Here is a 20,735-nt window from a genome sequence, read left to right as displayed (position 1 = left end):
CTCTGCCTAGTTCATGTCTGTGCCGGTTTAACCACGGCGATTGAAATGTTGTCCTGATCCGGGTCTGCTTTGGCCTTTAGCGCCTGAAGAAGCGCGTCGGCGATATCGCGGGCCGGAGATTGATTATGAGTGCGCAGCAAAATCTCGATCTCGGTGTTATCGAGATACTGCAGTCCATCACTGCCAAGGATCAGAATATCTGCCGGCACCAGGTCCAAAGGCTGTTCCGGGCAATCAACCTTCGGGATTGCAGCGCCCATGATGACCGAGGTCAGCTGGTTGCGATCCGGATGCATCTGCGCCTCTTTTGCGCTGAGCAGACCCTGCGCGATCTGCGCATCGATCATCGGGGCCATCGAGTGGTCCTCGTTGATCTGTGACAGGGTATCATCGCGAAACAGATACAAGGGGCTATCGCCGATCGAAATCCAAAAGATCCGCTGCTCCAACATCAGCATGCCCAGAAGGGTAGAGCCCAAGTTGACCTTGTTCTCTTCGCCATGGCTGGCGATTGCGGCGTTAGCCTGCATTGCGGCCATCGGCAGAGCGTCGAGCAGTGCGCTCTGAACAAGGTCAGGCTCATCCAACTGGGCATCCATCGCGTCGCGCCAGGCAGAAATGATCAGCTGCGAGGCAACTTCACCCGCATCATGGCCACCCATACCATCGGCAACGACGACATATCCTGCATCCGCCGTATCAGAGACCCGTGCGGCAATCGCGTCTTCCTGCGAGTCGCGCTGACCCTGGTCCAGGATCAGGGCAATATCATATGCAGGGGTCGCCAGCATTAATCGGCATCCCGCCAGTCAAAGCCATCATCGCAGAAGGCCATGAAACGGATCGATGTCTCGCTGATGCGGATCGAGTCTCCGTTTGACAGGGCAATGGTGCTCAGCACGGGTTTGCCATTCAGACGGACCAGATTGGCCTTGCCGCCATGACCCAGATAACATTTCCGATCCTCAGGATCATAGGCGATAACAGCATGGTTGCTGCGCGAGATTCCGGTATCTCCGAAATCCAACTGAATAGCTTGATCATCGTTCCGGCCAATCTGCATCAACCCTTCGGTCAATGTGATTGCGGCACCTCGGCCCGGACCGGCGGTTACAACCAACCATCCGACAGGGAAAGTTTGTTGCACGGCCTCGGCTTTTGCGACAGGTTCGGCTGTTTCCATCAAGTCCTGAACATGCGTGTCTGCCCGTTCAAAGCCCAGGAAAGTGGTCTTTACGCGCGAACGCCGGTCTGCTGAAGGCGCGGCTGGCGCTTCAGGTTCAGTCACTTCTACAACCGAGACCGCCTCCGGTTCGGGTGCGGGCTCAGGCTCCGCAATTGCTTCTATCTCAGCTTGGGCTTCAAAGGCTTCCTCAGGCTCCGCAGTCGCTATTTCCGCGACGGCGGCGAGTGTCTTATCGTCCTCGGCTTCATCCTCAGTGCTGAGATGAAGCGTCACAATTTGCTCGTCTTCGTCTTCAGCTTCCTGCAAGTCAGACGCTTCTTCTTCCACAATTTCTTCAACGATCTGATCTTCTTCGAACTCCGGCATAGGCTCCTCCGGAATTAATTCGTCAGATTCTTCATAGTTGTCTGAACTCACGTTGCCACCAGCCAGTGCAGCGCGCAGTGCGTTGAAGTCGGCAATTGGCTCAGGCTTTTCATCCTGTACCACGTCTGCTTCCACCGCTTCATCTTCTTTCGGTTTGCCGGCACCCTCGAGAAGCCGGCTAAGAGGGCTTTTGTATTTAAACATGGTGACGACACCTTCTTTGTTTTCTGTTGCGGGGATCAGCCCGCAGGATGGCTACTAACCGCTGCCTAAAAGGGCAGAGGCACTATTGAATAAGAAACAGGGAAACTCTTACTTCGCGACGGTCCGGTTCCCGACGGGGCGACGATGGAGATGCCGCCCCCAGTTCACACACTGGCGATTTTCACATAAACCGGTTCAATTACTCCTGCGTTAGCTGCATAACCGCAGTGCCTTCTCCGCCATTACGCAGTATGATCAAGCGCGCCTGGGGCTGATTGTCGGAAGCAAGAACAGCGAGAATGTCATCAAGGCTTTCTGGCTGGTCGAGTGCCGTACCTGTCTGCGCTTCACGCAGAACAACATCACCTTTTTGCAAGCCCCCCACGCTGTTTTCCGGGGCAGAGGCAACAACGGTTTGCCACCCCGCGTCACCTGTATGATGGGCTTTAAAAGTGTATCCGTTCTGCAATCCAAACATACGATGGGCAGGCAGTGCCAAAAGCCCGTTTTGTGCACGCGTCTGACCCAGTTCACGATAACGCGCCGCAACACGGATATACCCGTCCGGATCGACCGAGAAATTATCCAGAACCTGTGAAACCAGAGTTGCATCCGGGCGGATCGGCTCGCTGTTGAGCCTAAAGATCGTGGTTCCACGCTTCACCCAGTCGCCGATGACAGCCGTGTTCAGGTTCGCGTCGACATCATTGATCGCAATGACACTGCCTGTCGCACTGCGACGTTTGGAGATGTCAAAGGGCACTTCAATATCCCAATGCCCAAAGGCCACTTGATTTTCCGCCAGAGTCACCGGTTCTGAAGTGGTCTCATCGTTTAGCGCTGTCTGTACCGCTGCATCTTCGGCTTCATCTGAGGGAGCGGTTTCCGCATCAACTGCAGCGGGCACCTCTGATGCCACTTGTGTTTGCTCGACAGGATCTTCCTGTTTGGTTTCTGTTTCGACAACCGGTTCTGCCTGTGCATCTTCTGGGTCTGCCGCTACGACCTCAGGCTCTGTGACCGAGACAGTTTCAACCTGTTGCGGTTCGGTCTGGGAAACTGCGGCCTGCTCGATCGGCTCCGGCGTTGCCTCGATTGAGTCGGGTGTTACCTGAGTTGCCTCATGTGTCGGCTGATCACTTGACAACATGAAGTACCCACCGGCTGCCAACGCCGCCGCGACGACAACGGCACCTGCGATTACCTTGCCACTGCCACCTGAACCGCTTTTGATAACGGTATCTACTGCTGCGACGGCTTCGTCTTTGGGTGCAAATTTTGCGAGATCGTCTTCGGATTTTTCCTCATTGCCGAGCGCCAGATCAGAATTCCCTGCAAGCAAGGCAGTCACAACAGCTTCGGCATTCTCGCTTTCCGCTTTGATCCGTTCTTTTTCGGCCTGCTCGTCTTTACGATCCATGCCTACAATGACTGAGACCGGGCGGTAGGCGAAACTGTCGAACATCACCCCGGGACCACGGAACATGCGCAACCAGTCTAACGCGGTTTGCAAGCGGTCAGGGGTGTGAACCTCCATCGCCTTATCAATCGCCTCAAGGAATCCATCGGGATAGCCTTTGAAACGTCCGGCTAGCGGGATGTATGGGTCGTCTTGTCCGTTGTTGAATGCGTTCAGACGTGTCTGACCATCAATCGGTCGCTCGCCACCAATCGCGTGATACAGGGTTGCAGCAAGCACATAAAGATCACTGCTGGGCCCTTGTTCCGCCCCACGCACGTAAAATTCGTGTGGTGAATACCCATCCTTGATCACGCGCAACGTCAATAGGGCCGCCGATTTGTTTGCCGCCTGTTCGCGCGCTGCACCAAAGTCGATCAGGACCGGCTCGCCGTTTTCGTCAATCAGGATATTGTCCGGCGATATGTCGCGATGCAACATGCCGCTTTGGTGAATGAACGACACCGCAGAAAGCATCTTTTCGGTGACCTGAACTATGAAATCAGGCCCGCTTTTGTTGTCAGGATTTTCGACATAGTCCAACAAATCGCAGCCACGGATCAGGTCCATAGCGATATAGGCGGTGTTGTTGTCTTCAAACACCTGATGCACGTCGACAATGTTTGGGTGGACTAGCCGCGCGTGGTTGCGCGCTTCCTGAATAAACAGATCGATAATGGCGCGGAGGTCATCCTTTTGGTCGGGATTGGCGGCTTCGACCAGATCACCATTCCGCTGACAAAGTGCGCCAGGATAGCATTCCTTGATGACAACATCGCGATCCAGACTATCGCGTGCGAGATAGGTTATACCAAATCCACCGTTGCTTAAAAAACGGAGAATTTCATACTGACCGCGCAGCAGCTTCGCGCCTGGCTGCAATCCTTCGATCTGAGGTTCGTCGTGCGTTGTGCCGACAGCCTGGTTGTGGCTCATTTCTTCCCGCCCATTCTACTCGTTTTTTGCGGCTTAGATAACCAGGGCTTTAGCCCGCGAACTCACAACCAAACACAACCGCAGGACACTTTAGACGGTTAGACGTTTCAAATTTGACTTTATTTGGGCCACCTGATGGCTTCACTAAGGATCAAAAATTCAGAAATCGCACATATAGTAGCGCCTAACGCTCTGCATACAATATAGTGTATTCCTAAGGTGAGCTAATCGGATTCTATATCTTCAAAAACCGCGCTTGGTCCACGAAATCGAAACAATAGCGCGGTGATTCCGATCCTTTCGAATCGCTGCGTTGCGGCTCAATTATTGCGGGAAAAACCTACGTTCCGGTTTTCGGAGGGGCAGACGCGACCGAGCTGCCGGCCCATGCAAGGTTGTCGCTAAGCTGTGCAAGGATGCTGATCGCGTCTTTGAGAGGTGCATCGCCACTCTCGAATTGTAGTAGCAACAGCAGGTCGGTTGCCTTTTCGAACTCAGCCGGAATCCAATCAGCCTCGGGGTCGATTTCGGATCCGGATTCCAACCTCTCGGCAAAATCCTCAACAATTTCCTGACAACTTTGCAGAAAGGCCGCAGGCTCGATATCCGAGCTTTCACGCAGGTCGTTGTAGATACTGGCGATGGCTGCAAGCCAATCTTCGAGAATTGGATTATCCAGAGGGGGCAGGGCGGTTTCTAAGCTTGATTGGACCGCAATGCCATCAGCCTTAGCGTCACGTTCTTCTTCAACCCCTATGAGTTCTTCCAGATAAGGCAGAAATTCTTCGACCAAGTCCTTCTGAGCTGCTTCAAGATCATGGCGTCGATGGTCAGTCGCAACGCTTAACACCTGTTCGGCCAAATTTTGGCCACCACAGGTCTCCCAAAGATCAAAGTCAGGCTCGGGTTCCTGCTCCATTGCACGCACGGCAACCGGCGTGCCAATGGGCACAACCGCACGGAACAGATCACCTTTTTCTTTATTCAGTCGGGCAACAACCCGATCCAGAGAATCCCGAACCGGAGGCAAGTCGGCGTGGGTTACGGCCAACAAGCTGTTATCGCGCAGCTTCTGTGGCACCTGCGCCCACAAATGCCGTTCAGTTTCGCGCCAGGCGTTGGTTCCGTTGGTACACCAAATGGCGCAGTCCACATACTCCAGCAATCCCAGTGTCTGCTTGTATGTATCATCCAAAGCACCGGCACCGGGCAGGTCGAATAGCGAGATCTCTTGTAGGGCAGGGGTGTTCAACCCGACCGAGATGAAATCAGGTTCGTCAGCTGCGGCTTTTTCCAGCGCAATCCCTGAGTAGACCTTGGGTTCTTTGTCCCACCAACCAACGGTGGTTTCAGGTGTATCAGCGTAAGCGACGATAACCAGCGGCAGTTTCAGATGCTGCGGCCCGGTGGGCAGAATGTCAGCACCTGCAAGCATATTGGCAAGGCTGGACTTCCCGGCGCCAAATTCCCCGGCAAAACCGATGGACACCGCGTTCGAAAGCCGCTCGGCATGAGCCAAAGCGCGGGAACGCATATCGTCCAGCTCAACCGACGAAGGGGCGCTTCCAGTAGCAGTCAGGAAACGCTCTAACTGGCGAACTTCCTTCTCGGTTCCGGGGAATTCAATCATTCTGCGGCCTCTGCCTGTCGAGTGTCCACGGGTGCGGTTCCATGTACCGCACCCAGTTCATCGCTGATGCGGCGGGCCTGGTCAACCGCACGTTGAGCGTCGGCACGAGCATTTGTATCGTCGGTTCCGGCGCGATGTTCCAGATGTCCGGCAAGTAGTGCCAAATAGTGATCCAGCACCGTTTGCATGCGTTCGATCAGATCGATTCTGGCGGTATCCACCAGATCGTCACCAATCATCTCGAATTCCTGTACGATCATTCTTTCCGCCCGGTTCAGAACGCTGCGGCGCGAAATCAGTCGCGATAGCCATGTCACACGCAGTTCGACCGTAATACCCCGCGTCAATGCACTGGTGTCTGGTCTGAACCAACGCACCGCGCTTGTATTCATGCGATTGTCCACCGGCTCCTGCCAACCAGGCAGGGCACGCAGGGCAGCATTGCTTTGCATGTCGATCGCATAGAGCTCACTAAGCATGCGTTGACGCACCACCTGAGTCGCGCCTTGAACAAGCTCTCGCATCCGCTCGCGCAGTGGTGTGAAATTCAACTCGGTATCACCGTCTTTGGTCAACAGAGGGGATTGGCCATCGGGACCACGTACGACAATCGAAACAGCCTCAGCAACCGTATCGTCCATTACGCCACGCAGATTGGCCAGCACGTCATCCATATCGTTGGTGATCGCCTGGGATTTCTCTGCAATTAACGCGCGCAGATCTGTAAGTGTCTTGTTATTTTCTTCAACATCTGCCGTATCAGGCCCGTCCTGCTCTTCAATCGCACGGAGCCTCGCGTTGCTGCGCTCAAGCTCACCCTGGGCAAAACTGTTGAGGTGCTGCCAAGCCATATTGAGTTGTTCCTGACGTGGGCCTTCCGTCAGAGCTTTGGTCACATGGCGGCGCAGATCGGGCAGGCCCGACGCGATCATTGCGGCAAAACGCAATACGCCTTCGCGGCTGATAGGGCCGGGGCCTTGCTTAATCTCTTCGACGCCATCCAGGTATTGCTTCATCTGCTCAGGATGAGCCCGAAGCCAAGCGAGTATCTGATCGTGGTCAATGCCGGTTTCATCACCGGTCAGAGCGTAATGCGCCCATTGGGCGCTGCCCATCAGGACATCGATATCAGAATTACCTAAAGCATTCTCAAGCCCGTCCAACACATCAGCGCGCACCTTCGTGGCATCCTCAGCACCGCCACCCAATTCATCAACACGGTTGATGAAAACCACAATCTGACCAAGCTCTAGCGCTTGCATCAGACGGAACAATTTCAGATCCGCACGCGACAACGCCTGATGCGCCGAAAGCACCACCACAAAGAAATCTGATTCCTTGAGGTATTGGCGCGAAATTTCCTCGCGGATTAGCAGCGGGTCGTTGACACCAGGTGTATCGGTAACGGTTACCGGATACGGAAAATGACCGATGTCAAAATAGACCTCGGCCTTGCGGGTGATATCGCTATAAAGACCTCGGTCCGAACCGGGGTCATGTTCCCCTTCATCCGTTGGGTCATCTCCAGCACAAACATATCGTGCCAAATCGTCTGATGTTAGTTCATCTAGATCGTGATGCTGGCCCAACAAGTGTTTGTAGCTGTCACCAAGACGCAGCTTGGCGCGGGTTTTCATGGCCTCAACCTGCTCTTCGATCATCTCGCGTTTATAGCTGTCTTCCTCGTCCGGGAACATATTGCGCAGCTCTTCGCCTTCAGCGATCAGAGCTTGCCATTGGCGATTGTCGAAGAAGTGAAACTCGGCACCCGATTTCCTGCCGGATGGATGGCCGAAATGCATGTCGGTGATCACAGTTGTCCAAGGGTTCACGTCTGAGGGTAGATATTCCGCCTGCCCGGTGAAACCATTGATCAAGCGAGACTTGCCAGCCTTGATCTGGCCTACGAAAGCGATCGAAGGCTTGAGGTTCGACAGATCGTCAACAATGCGTGAGATGAAATGACGTGTTTCGTCATTGCTCATCCCATTCATGTCTTCTGCGATGCGAATAAGCTCGCGGCGGTTTAACTCACTCATAAGATTTACCCTGGTAACTCGTATTTATCATCTAGCTTTGCAAAATGGACACTATTTGGCAGGAACGCGGTCATTCGACGGCGTTTTTCAAAGATTTCCACAGGTTGACAGCAGCGCCCAGCTTACGGGTGTCATGAAACGCGGCTGCAACGTCCTCATCATCGCGCAGGATCGCAAGGCCAACACCTTGACCCCCGGATGGTCGCATTACGATCAATTGCGGCTCTGACAGTATGTTAGATACATCTGCTTGCCAGCCGAGGAGATCTTTGGTGAAACGCGCCAAAAGGTTTTCGTCTGGATGCGCAGGCTGCCCTTCGGAACAAAGCCCATCAAATTTGACCTCATCGCTAATCAAAAAGCGTCCCAAAGCAAAGCGTTCAGAACCTTCATAGAATGCATCAGTGATCCCCGATGGGCTCTGTTGATCCGTTTCTACTACAGGTTCAGGGGTGGCATCCGGAACAATCGTCATACGCCGCTCATCCGGTAGAACAATATTTCCGCAAGCCGCCTCTACCTCAGAAAATGTTATGCCCACATCATCCGCTTCAAGCGCCGAATCCGGTCTGAGCGAAATCAACTCTAAAGGGCCGGGGGCGATCGCGATGTCAGAAACCAGTTGGGCCAGTCGGCCCGTCAAGTTTTCACGGGCATCGGTTTCAAAATCGGGTAAAGGCCCCGAAACACAGCGAAAGACATCGGTGATCCGAGAGCTGTTCACTTCAACCGCCAGCATTCCTCCGTCGGCCGCCTTGAACTCTAGCCTCCTTGGCAGGATCGTGCCGCGAATAGCGTTCAGTACCTCACCTCGTCTTGCCTGCGCTGTTTCGCCCGACAGATATACTGCGGGAGATAAACGCGCGACCGAAGATTGCCCGATTTCTTCGAGCAATTCGAGTATTTCGCCATCCATCATACCGTGAACCCCCTCTGGTTCCGTCTATACCGCAGCAGCCACCGAGCTGAGGCTGAGATGTGATTTTGTAAGCGCAAGCCCGGTATTCGCGCTGTCGCGACAAATATAGCAGACAACGTGATCCGGGTATTTCGGCGTTCTCAGAAAGATATGTATACGATCATTGGCGAACACCGCGATTTCCCCAAATCCGGGGTGTTCCGTTTCATCTATCTGTGCCGTGCGCAACAATTCCTCAAAGCCTTTTGTGCCCCGGCTTTGAAACAGGTTAGCAACTGAAAGCGCCAGATTTTCTAAAGCATCTGAACTCTCTCGGTCTGCAGCATCAATGCCCAATAGCATCCCTGTTTCCATATCAACATACCCGGCTGCAACGCAGTCGGGTATGGTCTCGATGGCCGAGGCTAAGGCGGATTCTATCGACATTCAGATATCCACCTCAAAGAATGTTTCAGATCGCGTGCCATTCTGCTCCACCGTTTTTGCGCGCTTCCACCACCGGTCGCATGCTGGCTTCGCTATTGCGAGCGGTGTGCTCCAGCGCAATCTGATCATACTCGGACAAAAATGCAGCAAAAGCGCTTTTCAAGCCTTGGGCATCATCAGGCAGACTTTCCCGCGCTACGATCTCGCTCCACATCGCAGACGCGCTGAGTGGCGATTCCGAGGGCAGAACGCTTGGATCGGCTGCTTGTTCTTCAGACGCCTCTTCATTCGACTTCGCTTCGCCACTCAATTCAACCACTTTGGCTGGCGTGAGTGAGTTTGATTCCGGTTCCGGCTCGTATTCTTCTGTTGATTCCTCAGATTGCTCAGAAAGCAATGACGTAATCGACGAGATAGACACTTCGATGTCCGAAGCCGAGCTCTCCTCATCGACAAAAGTCTCCTCGGATGTAGAGGCTTCTACCGTTGCATCTTGTTCATCTTCGGGACCGAGAATAATTAGCTCCGCATCCTCTTGGTCCTCTTCTTCATCCATGAAAGCAAACTCATCGACGTCATGGGTCGGGTTCGCCAAAAGGTTCAGATCCAGCGGGTCATCGGATTGTTCTGAGAATACGGAACGCAGATCTTCATCAGCTGGTTCTGCTTCAGAGGTCATTTCGGCGCGCATCCGTTCTGCCTCGTCTACGTCAATTCGCGGGCGCTCAGCTTCTTCTGAGCGGCGCTCGACGCGGGCAGGGCGGATTGGAAAGCTTGTGACAACATCACTGCTCGCTTCAGCCGGAGTGTCAGCCAGCGGATCCTGATGCACCAACGGTACATCTTCCATTCGGCTTTCCGGATGCAAATGGCTCACTTTTGGTGCTTCGGACAGGGATTTATCAATTTGATAGCGGGCTAGCATATCCGCTCGCTTGTCCATAATCTGCTCGGTGATCTCCAGGAAACTGTCGACCATCTTACCACCACCGCTGCGTGACCAAAGTTCGGCATCACCGGTTTTGTCACGGGCCATGATGGCATCACGGGCCGAGAACAGTATCGTGCGATTGAACAAATGACCCGCTTCGCGATTTACGCGGCGCAAGACCTTTTGCCTGTCTTTCTGATTTAAAGCATCCGCACGTGTCACCAGCAGCAGCGATTTGTGCTGCAGCCTTTCAGGCAGCGAAACCCAGGTGGCACGTTCAGTCTCGCGCCAGGCTTGTGTCGAGTGGGTGCACCACAACACACCATTGGCTTGGCCAACTGCACGCTGCCAGACATCCGTCGAAATCTTCGGGTCCGAAATCCCGGGTGTGTCGATCAAGTCGACCGCCTCAAGAATATCGGCCTCAAGGAAGATGCGAATGAACTGGGCGTCGTTGACACCAACCTGTTCAAGCTGATCCAACTCGATATTCTGCGTACTGCCATCATGGCGTTTGATATAAGCGGGTCGATTGCCCCAGCTGAACCAGATCGGCGGCAGCTGCGTAGCTGTGACCTGCGTTGGCAGTGCCTGTTTGCGCAGCAGGAAATTCATCAACGTCGATTTGCCTGCACTGAATTCCCCCATAAGCGCAAACACGGGTTTGCGGCGGGACCACTGCTCGATGCGGTTCCATGTCTTGGGAGAGACGAAGCGGGTTTGTGAATTTTTTACCATAACTCTTCTTATGCTGCTTCGTTACTAAGATCTTTCAGGATATCGCCCAGAATATCGTCGCGCGATTTCTGTGGCTTCTGCTCGGCGATCTGTGCCGCAGCCCTGTCAGGTGAATGCGAGATGCTGAGCAACGTGTCTTTCTGCTCGACCATAAAGTCGGTCAGCGTAGCACGTACATTCTCCAGCACGGCGGCAATCTGGTTCTCCTCGATATCTTTGGTGATCGAGTTCGCCTCAGATGCGATCAAGCGCGTGTAGTCTGCGGCATAGGCCTCAAAGCCCTTTCGGCGTTGCCACCATCGGCGCCACCAGGTGCTTTGCAGATCCAGCGCGATAGTGCGCCCAATCCCGAGTGGCGGAGGCACGCGTGGCACGATCGGAGCTTCGATATTGAATTCGCCCAAATGGTTGCCCAATAGTTTCTGGTACAGAGCCTCAACATCCGCCGCAGCAGCCGAATACAGCGCACCGGCTTCCTTGCGCATCGAACGGGCAAAGCTGAAATATGCGGCTTTCTGCAAAGTTCGCAGCCCGGCCGGGTCATATTGCCATGTACCCTGCTCTCCATTTTGCTCAAGATGTGAGATCAGAGAATCTGTTGCGCGCTTGACAAAATTCGCTTCTGCCGAGGCAAGTCGCTCCAGTACCTTGTCGCGCAGTTTGGTTGTCAGCTCGGAAGCTTTCTTTTCGTATTCGGCTGTAACCCTCGCAATCGCGTCTTCTGGCGACGCACCATCTAAATCCCGAACAATTCCATCCGAGTTTGACAAGGTCTTAGCAACAGCTGTCGCCCGAATCTGACTGGCGATATTGCGCGCCCGATGCCGGACGCGATCCAAAAGCCGCGTTCCGGCACCTTCGGCAATACGCTCATTCATCGCGAGCAACAAATCGGGCAGGCCGGAAAGCGCCCAGATCTTGTCGAGTGACGCCGCCTGATCGCCGAAACCGGCAGCCAGGTAGAAAGTGTTCAATGCCTCGCGCGATTCTTCTGTCAGAATGTCCGGATTTCCAGTGAGAGCTGCCTCAGCCCACAGGGCGCTGCCAAAGACAACGCTTGTGTTGGCGTCAATGTTGTTCTGCTTCAGGGTGTCCTGAATGCGATCGCGAATCTCGGGGACCTGATTGACCGGGTCAGACAGTTCATCAATCCGGTTCACAAACAGAATGATCTGCCGGTTTTCGAACTGAGCGATAATACGCATCAGCGCCATATCCATCGTGGTCAGTGCCTGGCTTGCAGCCAATACAACTATGCAAACCTCTGACCCTCGCAGGCTGCGTAAAGTGATCTGTTCGCGCACCATGAATGTATCGTTCACGCCCGGCGTATCGCAAAGCTTAAGCGAAATCGGATATTGCGGGATATCCATAAACAGCTCTGCCGATTTCGTCACATCCGCAAAACGACCCGTCTTTGGGTCGATATCTGGGTCATCCTCATCCCCAAGACAGACATACCGTTGGACAAGTTCATCATCGAAATAGTCATACTGGTGACTTTGGCCAAGGATCAGGTCGAAGTGTTTGCCCAACCTTTGCTCGGACTTAGACTTCATCTCCCCGATCTGACGGCGGATGTCATCCATCTCATCGTCAGCACCAGCACGGTTTGCGAGTTCGCCCAAGCGACCGCCGCCAACCATCAGGTTGTCCCATTCTTCCTGCTCGAAAAAGGTAAACTTGGACTTGGTGCCCCCTTCAGTCCGGGTATTGATATTCAGGGTGGTCACCACAGACGTCCATGGGTTCACATCCGAGGGTAGCAGATTTGGTCGCCCCGCCAGAATGTTGACGATGGACGATTTCCCGGCCTTTACCTGCCCCACCATTGTGACGCTGGCTGAAAAATTCTCCATTTTAGTCTTGAGCGCAGCGAGCCGCGCGGAAGAACGCGCATCCGCCACCTCTGTCAGTTGGTCGATCTGCGTCGTCAACGAAGTCATTGTCTCTGTCATTTCGGACAGAGCCTCGTTTCCTACAGACAGAAGGTGGTCGTTACGCGCCATGGTTAGCCTCCGGTACCTGTTGCGGCAAATTGGTCCCCTACCCCGTCCGGCAGGCTCGCAAGCGTGTCGATGCGCGCGATAAGGTCCAATGCGTTACCGAGGATCACAGCCTCGGTTTGCGGTGAAATTGATTCATATGCGAAGGAATCGGCAAGCACTTCGATAGAACTGAAGCCTTCCCCATTTTCCAGGCAGGCGACACGGCGCCCTGTTGGAAAATCTTCTGATTTGTTTGCCGGCAAAGGCATGCGGGCATTCGCCAGCAAATAGCGATTGCCCGAATGGGTTTTGAGCGCAACGCCGAAACCAGTTCCAGGATGCTGGCGGTTCAGAGTTTTTAGCTCGCCGATAAAATTTTCTCGGGCAAGACTTACAACGTCCTGCTCGGAAGCAGCGGATTTGATCAGGTTGGTCACGACAGAGACCCTTGTTCTGGAGTTGAGCAGAAACTCGCACGGTGCCAGAAGGCAAAAAGACTCATTAACTCCTGCGTTCAATCAATTACGATTTCCGCGGTGTTATTTTGACGCGAATAGGATATTTTGGCGTTTGAAATGTGGCACAAATAAGGTGATGGACCTCATAAATACCTCAACCTATAAGAGAATTCCTAAAAAGCACCCACCAACTGGACCCGCGACCGATTCCAATACTGACAACTCTAATCTGGTGCGCTGGATCAGAATTGAGTCTCAATATATCTTATATTTATTTGTTTTTTAACAAAATTAATCGATCCCCCTCACTAGGTGTAACTTTGCTTAAATTTCCTTCAGGCTACTCACACAACACCCAAAATATCACTCTGGCGACCCTTCGCCCACAAGCCTCGTGGTGAGCTCAACTTATAGGTGCAACACGCTTACGATCAAAAAAGGTCCACATGTTCACCTTTTGGAAACAATAATAATGTCAAGATTGAGCCTATTCTGACATCTCAACGAACAGAAAATCTCTGCACTTTGATCTAAATAAACCCGCCCTTCAAAGACATTTCCTTTTCGACGGATTGCCACTTCGGACTTGCACTCGGTTCTCAGGAGTTTGGATGAAGTGCAATTCGACGTCTTATTGTTTCTCGTGCGGCGATAATAATCTTGTGTATTGTCGCACTTTACCTCTCGCGCTCCCTCAAAAGCTTTGCTATTGAGCGCCTCGTCGCGATGCTTTGGCATCGGGTTGCGGGTGTGGCGAAATTGGTAGACGCACCAGATTTAGGTTCTGGCGCCGCAAGGCGTGGGGGTTCAAGTCCCTCCACCCGCACCACAAATCTTCACAGAATCGATTCGTTGCTCTGACGTTGGGTCGTCAAACTCAAACGCCGTAGCGTGCCATAAACATATCGACCGCCTGTATAGCAACCTCGTCAATCTCACTTTGGCTGAAACTGTTTTGGATACCAAAAGCGGCCCGTCCCCATAGCCTTACCTTACACAGCTCCGAAAACTGCTCGGCCGCAATATTGACGTCTTCGACAGCCAACTCTCCTTTTGCGACCGCTTTGGTCAGATACTCTGCCATCTGTCGCTGACCATTCTGAGGACCTGCCTCAAAGAACGCTTTGCCGAGTTCCGGGAACCTGTCGCGCTCGGCGACGCAAATGCGAAAGACTTGCTGCGCAAAGTCTGAAACCAGAAATGCAGTAAGCTGAGTTGCTGCAATTGTTAGCACCTCGCGCGCAGGTTTGGTCTCGTCAATCATTGACAGGATACGCTCGGACATTAACCGGCACTCAGTCTGGGCGACTTCGGTGAACAACAGACGCTTGTCGGGGAAGTAGCTATAGAGAGTGGCCTTCGACACGCCCGCTGATCGCGCAATGTCATCAACACTCGCGCCTTCGAACCCATCCGCCATGAACACCTCGCGCGCCCCGCGCAAAACCTGATCGAATTTTCGGCCTGTACGCAGGATGGCGGCGGCTTGAGTCATGATGTCTCCTGAATGCGATATTCTACAACACTATAAACCGTTCGGTTCAGTTTCAACGCAATTCAACTGGATCGCGGTTTTGTCACAACGTTTAACCGTCAAGAGTAGCTTCTGCCGCGCGTCGCCCTTGCGACCCCGGCCTATCATGTTAACACACAGCTATGGTCGAGATCTTTCTGCGCACATTACCCTTCTTCGCAATCATCGGCCTGGGATTTTGCGCCGGTCGCAGCCGATTTTTCCCGCCCGAGGCGACTGCCTATCTGACCAAGTTCGTATTTTTCTTCGCCTTATCTGCAATGCTGTTTCGATTTGCAGCCACCTTGCCCTTTGCCGAGATCTTCAATGGTCGTCTTGTGATCGGGTATCTGATTGGAACGGCGGGTGTTTATGCACTGGCGACGGCCGTCGCCTATCTGCGCGGATTGGATATTCCGACGGCTGCTGTTGAAGCCCAATGCGCCGCGATCGGCAATGTAGGGTTCCTGGGCTTGCCAATGCTGGCGCTCTTGTTTTCTGAAGCGGCCATAGGACCCGTGATGTTGGTTCTAACCGTTGATCTTGTTGTGTTTTCCTCTTTGATCGTAATTTTGATCAACGGTGGTCGAGATGGTCGGCTCGGTCTTGCGACGGTGCGCTTGATTGGGGTTGGCTTGCTGAAAAACCCAATGATCTTGTCAATCTCTGCCGGGTTGATCTGGTCGGCATTCAATGTGCCCGTCCCAGCCCCTTTGAACGACTTTCTAACAATTCTGGGGGGTGCGGCGACACCGGGTGCTTTGTTTGCCATTGGCGCGTCACTTGCCGACAAATCGGCGGAACGCATACAGATTGCGGGTTGGCTGAGTTTTTGCAAACTGGTTCTGCATCCCTTTTTTGTCGCACTTATGGTGATCTGGCTGATTCCGGTTGCATCCTTTCCAGCCATGGTCGCCATCGCGGCGGCGTCTTTACCCGTTGCGGGCAATGTCTACATGCTGGCCGCGCATTACAGAGTGGCCCCACAGCGCGCATCCGCAGCAATCTTACTGTCGACTTTGGCCAGCATCCTGACTGTCCCGCTGGTAATTGGTTGGGTCAGCACCCTCTGATCTTCAAACTTTTCTAATAATCCACCCGCCGGTAGCACTCGCACTTTACGCGGACGCGACAGAGCGATAGCCATGACGCCGACACAACGTAAGGATCAGAGCGATGGAAACCCTTTCGGAAAATGCCTGTTTTGGCGGTGTGCAAGGCGTCTATCGCCATGCCTCCTCGGCTTGCAAATGTGATATGACATTTGGTCTTTTCCTTCCGGCCGAGGCAAAGGACGGCCCGGTTCCGATTTTGTGGTATCTATCAGGCCTGACCTGCACACATGAAAACGCAATGACCAAAGCCGGAGCGCAAGGCTGGGCGGCAGAACAGGGTATTGCTCTGGCGTTCCCCGATACGTCGCCTCGCGGAGATGGGGTCGCGGATCATGAAGACTATGACCTTGGTCAGGGCGCGGGATTCTACGTCAATGCTACACAAAAACCTTGGGCCCCTCACTTCAACATGTGGGACTATGTCGCCGAGGAACTACCTGCGCTGTTGGTAGAGAGCTTTGCAATTGATGCCGACCGCCAGGCAATCACCGGGCATTCGATGGGCGGACATGGTGCATTGACGCTGGCGATGAATCTGCCTGGGCGGTATCGGTCGGTTTCAGCCTTCTCGCCGATTTCAAACCCGATAGGGGCGGAGTGGGGTCGCAAGCAGCTCAGCGCCTATCTAGGCGATGATGAAGCGGCATGGGCTAAGCACGACGCGTCAGCGATGATGAAAAGTACCGGCTTCAACGGTCCCATCCTGATCGATACTGGTGCAAATGACCAATTCATGGACCTGCTGCGCCCAGAAGCATTGGCGCAGGCAATCGCCGAACGTCGCCAACAAGCCACCTATCGTCTGCAGCCGGGATATGATCATTCCTACTATTTCGTGTCCACCTTCATGGAGGACCACATCACCTTCCACGCCGAAGCATTGTATGGGGAATAAGGCATGAGCAAATATGATTATGACCTGATCATCATTGGCTCAGGTCCTTCGGGGCGCGCGGCGGCTATTCAGGCCGGAAAACTGCAGCGCAGGGTGCTGGTGATTGACCGCAAAGACCGTTTGGGCGGCGTTTCAGTGCATACTGGGACAATCCCGTCCAAAACTTTACGGGAAACAGTGCTGAACCTGTCAGGCTGGCGTGAACGCAGTTTTTATGGGCGCTCCTACCGGGTTAAGGATCAGATCAGCGCGGAAGATCTGAAGGCACGGCTACACATGACGCTCGATCATGAGGTCGACGTGCTGGAACACCAATTTAACCGAAACCATGTGGAAACGCTGAGCGGGCTAGCCAAGTTCATCGGACCGCATGAGGTTGAGGTCGCAACCGACGCAGGCGAAACAACGCGTTTGACAGCTGCAAAATTCCTGATCGCGACCGGCACCAAAACATATCGCCCCGACTACGTTCCCTTCAACGGCAAAACCGTCGTCGACGGAGATGACTTTCTAGAGATGGAAGAAATACCGCGTTCGCTTTGTGTGATCGGTGCCGGTGTGATCGGTGTTGAATACGCGACCATGTTCTCGGCGCTGGATGTTCGCGTTACGCTGATTGAACCACGCGAGACATTTCTAGATTTCATCGACAAGACGCTAATCCACGACTTCACACACCAAGTTCGTGAAAATGGTGTTGATCTGCGGTTGGGGTCGGCCGTCGAAAAGATCGAAGATGCGGGCGGTCATGTCGAGATTACACTGGACAACGGGCGCCATGTCCGGGCTGAGATGTTGTTGTTTGCTGCGGGGCGCATGGGTGCAACCTCGGCCCTGAACCTAGACGCTGTTGGGATTGAAACCGACCATCGCAATCGGATCAGCGTGGACCGAAAGAGTTATCAAACCTCGGTGCCTCATATCTATGCCACCGGAGATGTCATCGGGCATCCCTCGCTGGCCTCAACGTCTTTGCAGCAAGGGCGAGTCGCCGCCTGTCATGCGCTTGAGACACCGACCTTACCGGAAAGCCCCTGGTACCCGTATGGAATCTACTCGGTTCCCGAAATCTCGACTTGCGGCATGTCTGAGGAAGAACTGCAGGAACGTGGCATCCCCTACGAGGTCGGCGTGGCCCGGTTCCGCGAAACCTCGCGCGGGCATATCATGGGATTGGAGCATGGTATGCTGAAGATGCTGTTCTCGCTCAAGACCCGCCGCGTCTTAGGAGTGCAGATTGTAGGTGAAGGGGCGACAGAGCTAATCCATATTGCGCAGGCGGTGCTGAACCTGAAAGGCACGGTGGATTACTTCGTCCAAAATACGTTCAACTACCCGACTTTGGCCGAAGCTTACAAAATTGCGGGATTGGACGCTTTTAACCGGATGCCTATTCCCGAAGAGTTCAAGGTACGCAAATCCACCTCGAAGGCGAAAGTGTCGACAAAGGCCAAAGACACGTGACGACGCTTTACATCGATGGCGACGCTTGCCCTGTGAAGCCCGAGGCCGAACGCGTCGCAACCCGACACAAAGTGCCAATGGTCCTGGTCTCCAATGGTGGGCTGCGCCCCTCGACCAACCCGCTGGTGCAGGTGGTGATTGTCGCGGCCGGTGCGGATGAGGCGGATAAGTGGATCGCAGAGCGCTGCGGCGCAGGCGATATCGTGGTGACGTCAGACATCCCGCTTGCCGCGAAGTGCATTGAAGCCGATGCTCGTGTGCTCCGCCCGAACGGTGAGGCTTTTACGGCAGCCAATATCGGCCAGCAACTGGCGATGCGCGATCTGATGGCAGATCTTCGTGCTGCAAATCCTCTGGGAACTGGCGGCGGCGGCAAATCGTTCGGCAAAGCAGATCGATCGCGTTTTCTTGACGTGCTTGAGCGAGAGATACGCGCCGCATTGCGCGGGTAGCAATCCCGCCGGTCCGTGACGCTTCAAAGATGCGTAGCGTCCCGTTGGATCGTGCAGCGCGTACCACGCTGCGGATGGTGCTTGCATCTTCGTCCGGTGCTTGGTTCAGTCGGCGGCAATTGATTAGGTATGGGATTACCATATGACCATCGAAGCCGTAATATTTGACATCGGAAACGTACTGATCGAGTGGCAGCCCGAGCGCTACTATGATCGCGTGATCGGCGAGGATCGTCGTCGTGCCATGTTTGCCGAGGTCGATCTGCATGGAATGAATGATCTGGTGGATCAGGGCCATCACTTCACCGATACGATTTACAGATGGGCGGACAAGTACCCGGATTGGCGCGAGGAAATTCGGATGTGGCACGACAACTGGATCGAGCTGGCCGCGCCTGAAATCCCGCATTCAGCGCGACTGTTGCGAGCGCTGCGCACCAAGAAATTACCTGTTTTTGCGCTGACCAATTTTGGGGTTCAGAACTTCGACTATGCCACCACCGTTTATCCGTTTTTGAACGAATTTGATCGCCAGTATGTCTCGGGCCGGATGAAAGCAGTTAAGCCTCATACCCCTATTTATGAGATGGTTGAGGCCGATTGCGGCATCGACCCCGCCGCTCTTTTGTTTGCTGATGACAGGATCGAAAACCTCGAAACGGCCAAGGCGCGAGGGTGGCAGACTCATCACTTCATCGGCCCTGAAGGTTGGGCGGATCGGTTGGTGTCGGAGGGACTGTTGACCAAGGAAGAAGCCGTTTAGGTCAGGCTGCCACGCTAGCTGGTTCGCGGTTTTCCCGGATGGGCAGGTGAATGATGGCGCTGAAGGCCCCGATGGCGACTCCGATCCACCAAACCATGGTGTAATCACCAAATTGATCGTACATGCGTCCGCCCAGCCAGATGCCCAGGAAGCTTCCGATTTGATGACTCAGGAATACGATGCCGTAGAGCGTTCCCATGTATCGAAGGCCATAAAGATGCGCGACAAGTCCAGACGTCAGCGGCACTGTTGCCAACCAAAGCGATCCCATCACCAGTGAAAACGCGATCACCGACAAAGGCGTGATTGGGAACACGATGAAAGCCCCTGCCGCAATCGTACGGCCAGTATACACAGCAGCTAGCAGATATTTCTTCGGAAAGTGGTTTCCCGCCCAACCTGCCAGAAGCGTTCCACCGATATTGGCCAACCCAATCAACGAAATGGCTATTGCACCCAGGGCCGATGTCGTGGTGATGCCCATTGAATACAACAGGCCCCCGGGCTGGATCGGGCCACATATCTCGGTAACAAAGGCGGGAAAATGCGCAGTGACAAAGCCCAGTTGATAGCCACAGCTGAAAAAACCAATTGCAATCAGTGAATACGAAGGGTCGCGGAAAGCTTTAGCAAGGATTTGCCCCATGCTTTCTTCGAGCTCAGTTTTGCTGATCGGTAGAGGCGCCCGCATAAACGGCAAGGATAGGATCAAAGCGAGAATTGCTGCGGCAAAGACAAGGAATACCTGCTGCCAGGGCAGAAAAGTCAGCAACCATTCGGCCGTCGGAGCACCGATAACCTGCCCGAAGCTGCCCGCCGCTGTGACAATCGCCAGTGACATTGACCGGTTCGCGTCGGATGAGGCACGACCAACAACCGCTAGCACAACGCCAAACCCTGTTCCGGCGATCCCGAAACCAACAAGCCACGCATAGATTTGATGTTCAAATGGTGTGACAGACCAAGCCGTCAGCACCATACCCGCAGCATAGGTCAAAGCACCCAGAATAATGGCGCGCCGATCACCGATCTTTTCCGCGATAGCACCAAAGATCGGCTGACCGATTCCCCAGGCCAGATTCTGAATCGCTATGGCCATAGAAAAATCGCTACGCAGCCAGCCGAACTCATCTGCTATTGGGATTTGAAACACACCAAAAGAAGCGCGCACCGCAAAGCCGACGGTAATGACGATGCAACCGACGATCAGGATCGGATTCATCAGGCGGGTAGATTGCGGCATTGGGCCTCCA

General features: G+C 54.0%; 17 protein-coding genes and 1 tRNA gene. 6 read left to right on the top strand and 12 right to left on the bottom strand.

The genetic code is table 11. The features are described 5' to 3' along the window. Window positions 1–11: 11 nt before the first annotated feature. From AC2FI7_RS10595 to AC2FI7_RS10550, 10 genes are all read right to left on the bottom strand, one after another. Window positions 12–791 carry a PP2C family protein-serine/threonine phosphatase gene (locus AC2FI7_RS10595; protein WP_496816131.1) on the bottom strand — a complete coding sequence of 260 codons (780 nt, stop codon included), beginning with the start codon at window positions 789–791 and terminating at the stop codon, window positions 12–14. Further along, a complete protein-coding gene (locus AC2FI7_RS10590) occupies window positions 791–1,756 on the bottom strand; it encodes an FHA domain-containing protein (RefSeq protein WP_010441407.1) in 966 nt (321 codons plus the stop codon). The genes AC2FI7_RS10595 and AC2FI7_RS10590 overlap by 1 nt, the downstream gene beginning before the upstream one ends. Window positions 1,757–1,955: 199 nt before the next feature. Beyond that, on the bottom strand, window positions 1,956–4,151 hold the full coding sequence (locus AC2FI7_RS10585; RefSeq protein ID WP_010441405.1) for a serine/threonine protein kinase: 2,196 nt from the start codon (window positions 4,149–4,151) through the stop codon (window positions 1,956–1,958). Window positions 4,152–4,491: 340 nt separating this feature from the next. Continuing rightward, a complete protein-coding gene (locus AC2FI7_RS10580; RefSeq protein WP_010441403.1) occupies window positions 4,492–5,781 on the bottom strand; it encodes a dynamin family protein in 1,290 nt (429 codons plus the stop codon). Further along, a complete protein-coding gene (locus AC2FI7_RS10575; protein ID WP_010441401.1) occupies window positions 5,778–7,820 on the bottom strand; it encodes a dynamin family protein in 2,043 nt (680 codons plus the stop codon). The genes AC2FI7_RS10580 and AC2FI7_RS10575 overlap by 4 nt, the downstream gene beginning before the upstream one ends. 70 nt (window positions 7,821–7,890) lie before the next feature. Further along, complete coding sequence (locus AC2FI7_RS10570; RefSeq protein WP_496816130.1) at window positions 7,891–8,739, bottom strand: hypothetical protein; 849 nt, start codon at window positions 8,737–8,739, stop codon at window positions 7,891–7,893. Between the two features lie 24 nt (window positions 8,740–8,763). Continuing rightward, on the bottom strand, window positions 8,764–9,165 hold the full coding sequence (locus tag AC2FI7_RS10565) for a hypothetical protein (protein ID WP_010441394.1): 402 nt from the start codon (window positions 9,163–9,165) through the stop codon (window positions 8,764–8,766). A 25-nt stretch (window positions 9,166–9,190) separates the two neighbouring features. Further along, window positions 9,191–10,834 carry a dynamin family protein gene (locus AC2FI7_RS10560; protein ID WP_480607861.1) on the bottom strand — a complete coding sequence of 548 codons (1,644 nt, stop codon included), beginning with the start codon at window positions 10,832–10,834 and terminating at the stop codon, window positions 9,191–9,193. Window positions 10,835–10,842: 8 nt separating this feature from the next. Beyond that, window positions 10,843–12,843: a dynamin family protein gene (locus AC2FI7_RS10555; protein WP_010441391.1), complete on the bottom strand. Its 2,001-nt coding sequence runs from the start codon at window positions 12,841–12,843 to the stop codon at window positions 10,843–10,845. Between the two features lie 2 nt (window positions 12,844–12,845). After that, window positions 12,846–13,259, bottom strand: coding sequence for a hypothetical protein (locus tag AC2FI7_RS10550; protein ID WP_010441389.1), 414 nt, complete (start codon window positions 13,257–13,259; stop codon window positions 12,846–12,848). Window positions 13,260–14,024: 765 nt separating this feature from the next. On the opposite strand from AC2FI7_RS10550, the gene AC2FI7_RS10545 reads away from it, so the two are divergent. Next, a tRNA-Leu gene (locus AC2FI7_RS10545) sits at window positions 14,025–14,109 on the top strand. 48 nt (window positions 14,110–14,157) lie between these two features. Here AC2FI7_RS10545 and AC2FI7_RS10540 read toward each other — a convergent pair. Continuing rightward, window positions 14,158–14,775 (bottom strand): TetR/AcrR family transcriptional regulator, encoded by a 618-nt coding sequence (locus tag AC2FI7_RS10540; protein ID WP_010441387.1) that lies wholly within the window; start codon window positions 14,773–14,775, stop codon window positions 14,158–14,160. A 161-nt stretch (window positions 14,776–14,936) separates the two neighbouring features. On the opposite strand from AC2FI7_RS10540, the gene AC2FI7_RS10535 reads away from it, so the two are divergent. The 5 genes from AC2FI7_RS10535 to AC2FI7_RS10515 all read left to right on the top strand — a co-directional run bounded on the left by AC2FI7_RS10535 (window position 14,937) and on the right by AC2FI7_RS10515 (window position 19,482). Then, complete coding sequence (locus tag AC2FI7_RS10535) at window positions 14,937–15,866, top strand: AEC family transporter (RefSeq protein WP_496816129.1); 930 nt, start codon at window positions 14,937–14,939, stop codon at window positions 15,864–15,866. Between the two features lie 103 nt (window positions 15,867–15,969). Continuing rightward, a complete protein-coding gene (gene fghA, locus AC2FI7_RS10530) occupies window positions 15,970–16,803 on the top strand; it encodes an S-formylglutathione hydrolase (protein WP_010441384.1) in 834 nt (277 codons plus the stop codon). Window positions 16,804–16,806: 3 nt separating this feature from the next. Continuing rightward, window positions 16,807–18,267, top strand: coding sequence for a Si-specific NAD(P)(+) transhydrogenase (sthA, locus tag AC2FI7_RS10525; RefSeq protein ID WP_010441381.1), 1,461 nt, complete (start codon window positions 16,807–16,809; stop codon window positions 18,265–18,267). Further along, window positions 18,264–18,719: a YaiI/YqxD family protein gene (locus AC2FI7_RS10520; RefSeq protein ID WP_010441380.1), complete on the top strand. Its 456-nt coding sequence runs from the start codon at window positions 18,264–18,266 to the stop codon at window positions 18,717–18,719. Before sthA ends, AC2FI7_RS10520 begins: the two co-directional genes overlap by 4 nt. A gap of 142 nt (window positions 18,720–18,861) precedes the next feature. Then, complete coding sequence (locus AC2FI7_RS10515; protein ID WP_010441379.1) at window positions 18,862–19,482, top strand: HAD family hydrolase; 621 nt, start codon at window positions 18,862–18,864, stop codon at window positions 19,480–19,482. A gap of 1 nt (window position 19,483) precedes the next feature. Here the strand turns inward: AC2FI7_RS10515 and AC2FI7_RS10510 are convergent, their stop codons facing one another. Further along, window positions 19,484–20,725, bottom strand: coding sequence for an MFS transporter (locus tag AC2FI7_RS10510; RefSeq protein ID WP_496816128.1), 1,242 nt, complete (start codon window positions 20,723–20,725; stop codon window positions 19,484–19,486). Window positions 20,726–20,735: the final 10 nt, after the last annotated feature.

The sequence above is a fragment of the Ruegeria sp. YTSA064 genome (assembly GCF_059610325.1).
Note: the sequence above shows the minus strand (reverse complement) of the source record. Positions and strands in the feature narration are given on the sequence as shown.